This is a genomic window from Deltaproteobacteria bacterium, assembly GCA_029860075.1.
Classification (GTDB): domain Bacteria; phylum Desulfobacterota; class JADFVX01; order JADFVX01; family JADFVX01; genus JAOUBX01.
This window is the reverse complement of the sequence record JAOUBX010000060.1, coordinates 22,769-29,357: the sequence shown is the minus strand read 5'-3', so window position 1 is coordinate 29,357 and position 6,589 is coordinate 22,769. Positions and strand designations below refer to the sequence as shown.

Here is a 6,589-nt window from a genome sequence, read left to right as displayed (position 1 = left end):
AACACCCATAGGGAAGCAGTCAAATTAGAGAGACTATCACCTGTATTCAAGAAGGGAAGGTTTGGAGTCTTTTTCCCGCGTAAGCGGTTGAGTTCAACATAAATTTATATACATTGATTTTCATCTTAACTTATTCAATTTAAACATACTAAACTGCTGAAGCTTAGGTTGTTAGTATTTAAGAGACTAACATTAAACACATTTTTAATCGGTATGTAATTTATAGTGCCGGTCCCCATGGTGGAGGCTCATATTTAATCTAACTTTTATATTAATAAATCGATAACACGATTGTCAGCTAGAGACACAAAGTTAAAAATCAACAATTTTAACAGCTTGTAAGGAAAATCAATTCAAGAAACATTTCATCCAACGAGATCGACTGATTCACATTGCTTTCTTAGCGCTAACAATAAACAGCGTAGCCATACAAAAAAACAGCCCATCCTGACTAGCTTGCTCTAATTCCGTCAGCCAATCATCGACCTGCTTTTGTGATAATTCACCTTCATTCAGCAATTTTTCAGCCGCATTTCTAAATCCAAATATTTCTTGATCAACTATATCAAAGTCGTCAAAGATAAGCGTTTTCGGTATGACTATTAAATCCGTAAGTCCTGCTTTTTTAAACAAACGGGGCAATTGACGTCCGCACCATCCACATGGATATAGGTCCGACCGCTTCTGTATGACCTGACGAGTCACTGTTTTATCTGATGCATCGATCAATATACCATCAAAATCCGGCTCTGCGAGAACAATCCTTGCTCCCGGACGTGCCACACGAGTCAGTTCAGACAAGGCAGCTTCAGGCTTCTCTAGATGATGAAATACCCTATCGGCTCGACAACCATCAAAGGTATTATCCTCAAATTTCAGGTTTAATATATCACCTACCTGGAATTCCAGAGGGAAGCCAAGGTCTTTTGTTTGTTTTTGTGCTGAAGCAACCATAGTTTCACTTTTATCAACACCAACAACGCGACCCTTTGGCCCCACGATTTCAGCCAATGATCGGGCATCATTACCCGGCCCACTACCAAGGTCTAAAATAGCAGCGCCATCTCGTACTTCCAATAGGGAAAAAGTCTCCTGCTTATAGCTTTTTACCCCTTCCATTCCTGCAACATCATTCATGTGGTTAACAAATTCCTCCGGGTTGGCCTCTTTATCAACATTTGAAAATTTACTCCACGTTGCAGTTTTTCTCTGCTTTACTGTCATATTTAATCTCCAATTTATGTTTTCACTCTATTTAAATTCACCATCAAGTCAGTATAGTGTTTCTATCTAGCCACAAAAACCAGCCATTTCTAAAGTTTACACTATTACAGGTCAACAAATGACATCATAAAACCTCTAACCTCCTCCGTGGTGAGTATCGTGCTTTGCGTTTTATCAGATGTCATAGGGCAAGCGCTTTTATATATCAGAATTCTTCTTTTTTGTCTCTATATATTTCCACGTGTACTAAAAAAATTAAAGTGGCGGATCAAAGAACAAGGTTCGAACCTATTTTTTACAACACCTGTTTTTTCGTTTTTTCCTCTATAGCAAACAAATATTTTAATGTCCTAAACCTTTTCTCACAGTTTTTTCAGGTATCCTTAACTGGATCACATCAAAAAAAGGGGAAGCATAATTTAACTGCTTCCCCTGGATGCAATAGTGCACATACCTCGGTTACAATCCTCACTATTTATCTTTGTCCTTATATTTTTTATCATATGTTATTTCAAGTACCAGGTTAATACCTATTGTTCCGTCCTCAAGATTCAGGTAAGAAAATTCATTATATTCTGTAAAGGTACCTGACAAACCTTCAAAAACGCCAACTCCACCAACTATCTTTCCTGTACCAGGAATCGTTGTTGGAACTTTAATAGGGGGTTCAATATACCTTTCTGTCTCCCCATTAGTAACCATATCCTGGATTATTCCGAACAATGTACTAGGGTCTTCAATATGAGTGACCATTACAGCCCCTCTTCCCGGCACCTTGACCATCCACTGTTCATCTACTGTTACATTGCCGGCTGCATCAGTTATAAAGTGCTCTACTTCTGTTGTAAAACCGACAACCTCTCCACTACTATCGGCAACCTTTGAAAGAACAGTTAGACCATCAGCAATATTCGGTTCGTACAAATATTGAACTGATGGAGGAAAGGGTTTCAATATACCTGCCGGGCCGGCTGTTAATGCTATTAGATGAGAATCGGCGTTAATATAAAAAGTTTCAACAACCTGTCCATCCTCATTAATTGTCTGGGTAGATTCTAATGCCCAAATGTTTGTAGTTATAAATAAAAGAAATACCGCTGAAAATACGAGTTGAATAATCGATTTCATTGTCCGCTCCCTTAAATTAATTAATTATTTAAATTTCTATTAAATGTTAGTAAAACAAATATCTTTTATCCAAGCTAAGGCGGTCTATTCTTCCGGCATTGAAAAATCAATAACAATGCTTCTAAACAGTCAGGAAAAGTAAGATACCATACGTTCATTTAGCCAACCTTTCATAAGTAGTTTTCATCCGGAAAGGGTGCTTTTTCGCAATCTCTGCGTCAATCTTCAGATTTGCTTGTGCGACGTACAGCAGTACGTCTCCGCGCAAATCCTTGATTTCCTTGACCTTGCAAAAAATCCCTCCATTCCAAATTGAAAACAAAGTTTGATCCACCATAGTTTCCGGATGACACTAAGTAGTTAATGTTTCATTACAGTGCCTGTCACTTCTTCTATTGAATGTAACTCAACATAAAAATTATTACTCGGCTTTTTTTGCTTTTTTTTCAACTTTCTTTCGGCTTTTTTTGCTTTTTTTATTTTTTTTAGTCTGGGGAGCCTGTTAATACTTTCCAAAAATTAACAGCCTTCAGCCAAAAAAATTAAGATTTACAAAAATGACAAAACCGTTTCTTTATATTTTCCACTCAGTCTGCCTGAAGTCTCAAAAAACTCTTATTTTATTCCTATTCAAACATTTTTCATAAATTGAATATTTACAAATGAAACTTTTTTTCATATAATTAGTCAATTAGTTTTCTGATAATGACTGATTAATCCGGATAATACTCTCTCATCGATTTTCCCCGTTACTTTTATCCTGTTTAGCTTCTTTACCTGGAACGATGAACTATTGTAAATCCCTTTTCTCATAATAATTGCTTATTTGTATTGCCAACTTCTCGGAAACTCGTATTTATTCTTGTCTGAGCAAGCACATTACATTGCATCGCACTATTATTTAGAATGAATTCTCTATTCAGACATAGCTTGCCATACTTAACCCCGGTGCCCTTTTTTGCTCTACTTATAGTCCTGTCTTTTGCAAAAGAAAAAGTCCATGCGCAAAGCATTACCGCCATCAAGAGTGTCGACATTGTTCCTTATAATAAAGCAATCAATGCATTCAAATCTTGTGTCGATGCAAGTGTAGATGAAATCCTCATCGATTATGATGAGGAAAGTGGCCACAATGCAGCAGTCCTGGTCAGTAATGAAAATCTGCACCTTATTTTTACATTGGGCAGTGATGCATTAACCCTCGTAAAAGATAAATTAACTCACTCTACACCGGTTATTTTTACCTTTGTTTTAAATCCTGAAACTATCATGGAAAACAAGAAGGGAGAAGCAGATCTAAATATAACAGGCATATCCATGAACATCCCACCTTACGAGCAGTTTAAAACAATGCTCCAGGCAGCTCCAAAAACGAAAAACATTGGAACCATTTATAATTCTTCCAAAACAGGGACACTCATTAAAGAAGCTGAAAAAGCTGCAAAAAAACTTGGAATTAACCTGGTATCAACAGAAATCAGGCATAAGTCTGAAGCCATAAATGCCATTACCGACATGAAGGGAAAGATCGATGCTTTCTGGATGGCTCCCGATACAACGGCAATTACCCATGAGTCAACGGAATATATGCTTCTCTTTTCTCTTAGAAACAACATCCCCCTCATTGGAATATCGGGAAAATACGTGAAAAACGGAGCACTGATGGCCTATACCTTTGACAGTGAAGATGTGGGACGTCAGGCAGGTGAAATTGCACAGCAATTCCTGGACGGTAAGCCTATCAAAGGCTTTACAACTCACAATCCAAGAAAACTGAAGCTTGCCCTGAACCTGAAAGTTGCCAAAAAGCTTGGTTTGAAAATACCTGAGGATTTAATAGACAGGGCCGACAAAATATACAGATAATTAGATGTAATATTTCTGCATTTTAGAAAATATTATTCTTTTTTTCCCTATCCGCCAGTGACAAAACTTCATCCATAACGGACATAAAATGATCAATATCGAGAGGCTTCGTCAGGTAATGAGCAAAGCCTGCCTTGAGACCCCGTTCAATATCACGGGGCATTGCATTAGCGCTTAAGGCAACAATCGGTATATCCAGCATCTCCTCCCTCTTGCGAAGATGCTTTACCATTTCATAGCCGTCCATATCAGGAAGCATAATATCGAGAAGTATTACATGAGGACGATGAGCATAAGCAAGCTCGAGACCCAGCTTGGCGGTTTGTGCCGTAATCATCAAAACATCGGAACGCCTCGCCAGTATCTGAGTAACAAGCTTGAGATTGGAAATATTATCCTCCACATAGAGAAGGGTGAATTTTTCGGGTTCTTTTCTTTCCTCAGCTGCCGCCTCGCCCGGATAAGCATCGGCTTTATACAGTTCTCTGCTCTTATCTTTAACAATGTCTATCCAAAAGGTACTCCCTTTTCCCGGGAAACTTTCCACACCCAGGCTCCCCCCCATAAGCTGAATAAGGTTTTTGCTGATGGAAAGTCCGATTCCCGTTCCCTCAATACTTTTCCGCCGATCGGACACAAGACGTTTGAAAGGCTCAAAAAGCTGCATATACTGCTCTTCGGGAAAACCTTCACCCGTATCGGTGACACAAATACGAACGAATTTCCCCCCTTCCATCCTGCACTCAATCTTTACCTCGCCCCCCTCCTTATTATACTTGACGGCGTTGGACAAAAGGTTAAGCAAGATCTGTTTCAATCTCGTTTTATCGGCACAAACAAAATAGTCCTCATAGTTTTGGCAACTTTCCCTGACTGAAATTCTGTTTTGGTCAGCCAGGGGTAATATCAGTGCAATACATTCTTTAATTAATGGCTCAAGGGGTATCATCTCAATAGACATGCTGAGTTTACCCGACTCGATACTGGAAAGGTCGAGCACTTCATTAATCAGTTCCATCAGGTGATAACCTGCGTTGAGAATTTCCTTTATGCAATCATTCTGACGTTCAGAGGGACTTTCTTCGCTGACAGACTCAAGGAGTTGAGCAAAGCCCAGTATAGCTGTCATGGGTGTTCTCAGTTCATGGCTCATATGCGATAAAAAATCAGATTTTGCACGGTTCGCGGCTTCCGCCTCCTCTTTGGCTCTTCTCAGCTCTGTTTCGGCTTTCTTCCGTTTTGTTATATCTTCCTTTATGGCTAAAAAATGGGTTGTTTTGCCGTCGTGGCTTCTCAGTGGCGATATGGTTGCAAGCTCCCAGTAAAGCTGGCCGTCTTTTCTCCTGTTATGGAACTCGCCTCGCCATTCATTTCCATTTAAGATAGTATGCCACATATCCTCATAGAAATCGGCATCATGATTTCCTGATTTAAGAATACTGGGGGACTTTCCCAGAACCTCCTCTGAAGTATACCCTGAAACCTCGGTAAACTTTGGATTAACATATTCAATCTTCCCCTGCACATCAGTAATCATAACGGTAACAGGGCTTTGCTCTATTGCCGTCGAGAGTTTTCTTAGTTTATCTTCAGCGAGACGGCGTTCCGTAATATCCGTTTCCGTGCCTATCATCCTGGTGACGATACCATGATGATTTTTTATGGCAACGCCCCTGGCAAGGAACCACCGGACAGATTTATTCCTGTGAAACATTCTGTGAACGAGTTCATACTGATCACTGCCGCCGTCAAGGTGCTTTCTGGCCGTCTCTTTGACTGTATTCCTGTCGTCAGGGTAAATTACCTCCATCCAGTCATCGAGCGTCGATATATCTTCTCCCATTTTATAACCGAGCATAGACTTGAGGCTTGAATCGAGATAAAACCCATCATTACTGACATTCCAGTCCCAAACACCAACCTGGCCTGCTCTTGAAGCCAATTCATAACGTTTTTCACTCTCCCTGAGTTTTTTCTCCATTTTAAACTTGTACAGGGCCATTTCAATAGTGGTATGAAGTTGCTGTTCCTCAAAGGGCTTTATCATATACCCGAATGGCCCCGTTGCTTTGGCACGCTCCAGCACAGCGCTGTCAGCATAAGCAGTAATGTATATGACGGGGATGTCCAGAGTGGAGTTGATTTTCCGGGCGGCTTCAGTTCCATCCATCTCTCCCTGAAGTTCAATATCCATTAAGACAAGATCAGGAATATCTCTTCTTGCACTCTCAACGGCATCATTACCGGTTGAGACAACACCCGTCACTTCATAGCCCATATTCTCGAGACTCATCTGGATGTCACGGGCAATAATAATCTCATCTTCAACAACCATGACCTTTACCTGCCCCATGATTGTTCTCCCTCTTTT

At 40.1% G+C, this 6,589-nt stretch carries 4 protein-coding genes; 1 reads left to right on the top strand and 3 read right to left on the bottom strand.

Going from position 1 to position 6,589, the window contains the following annotated elements; genetic code table 11:
- Positions 1–387: 387 nt before the first annotated feature.
- Both OEV42_15895 and OEV42_15890 read right to left on the bottom strand, forming a co-directional pair.
- Positions 388–1,224: a methyltransferase domain-containing protein gene (locus OEV42_15895; GenBank protein ID MDH3975757.1), complete on the bottom strand. Its 837-nt coding sequence runs from the start codon at positions 1,222–1,224 to the stop codon at positions 388–390.
- Positions 1,225–1,695: 471 nt separating this feature from the next.
- The gene (locus tag OEV42_15890; GenBank protein ID MDH3975756.1) at positions 1,696–2,352 is read right to left on the bottom strand and encodes a hypothetical protein; all 657 of its coding nucleotides are present in this window, start codon (positions 2,350–2,352) and stop codon (positions 1,696–1,698) included.
- 906 nt (positions 2,353–3,258) lie between these two features.
- On the opposite strand from OEV42_15890, the gene OEV42_15885 reads away from it, so the two are divergent.
- A complete protein-coding gene (locus OEV42_15885) occupies positions 3,259–4,218 on the top strand; it encodes an ABC transporter substrate-binding protein (GenBank protein ID MDH3975755.1) in 960 nt (319 codons plus the stop codon).
- 22 nt (positions 4,219–4,240) lie between these two features.
- Here OEV42_15885 and OEV42_15880 read toward each other — a convergent pair whose 3' ends face one another.
- Entirely contained in the window at positions 4,241–6,571 is a 2,331-nt protein-coding gene (locus tag OEV42_15880) for a response regulator (protein MDH3975754.1), read from the bottom strand.
- Between the last annotated feature and the right edge of the window lie 18 nt (positions 6,572–6,589).

Excerpts from the sequence above, each read along its gene's own strand:
- OEV42_15895 (MDH3975757.1), bottom strand. The coding sequence starts at position 1,224 with ATGACAGTAAAGCAGAGAAAAACTGCAACGTGGAGTAAATTTTCAAAT.
- OEV42_15880 (MDH3975754.1), bottom strand. The coding sequence starts at position 6,571 with ATGGGGCAGGTAAAGGTCATGGTTGTTGAAGATGAGATTATTATTGCC.
- OEV42_15890 (MDH3975756.1), bottom strand. The coding sequence starts at position 2,352 with ATGAAATCGATTATTCAACTCGTATTTTCAGCGGTATTTCTTTTATTT.
- OEV42_15885 (MDH3975755.1), top strand. The coding sequence starts at position 3,259 with ATGAATTCTCTATTCAGACATAGCTTGCCATACTTAACCCCGGTGCCC.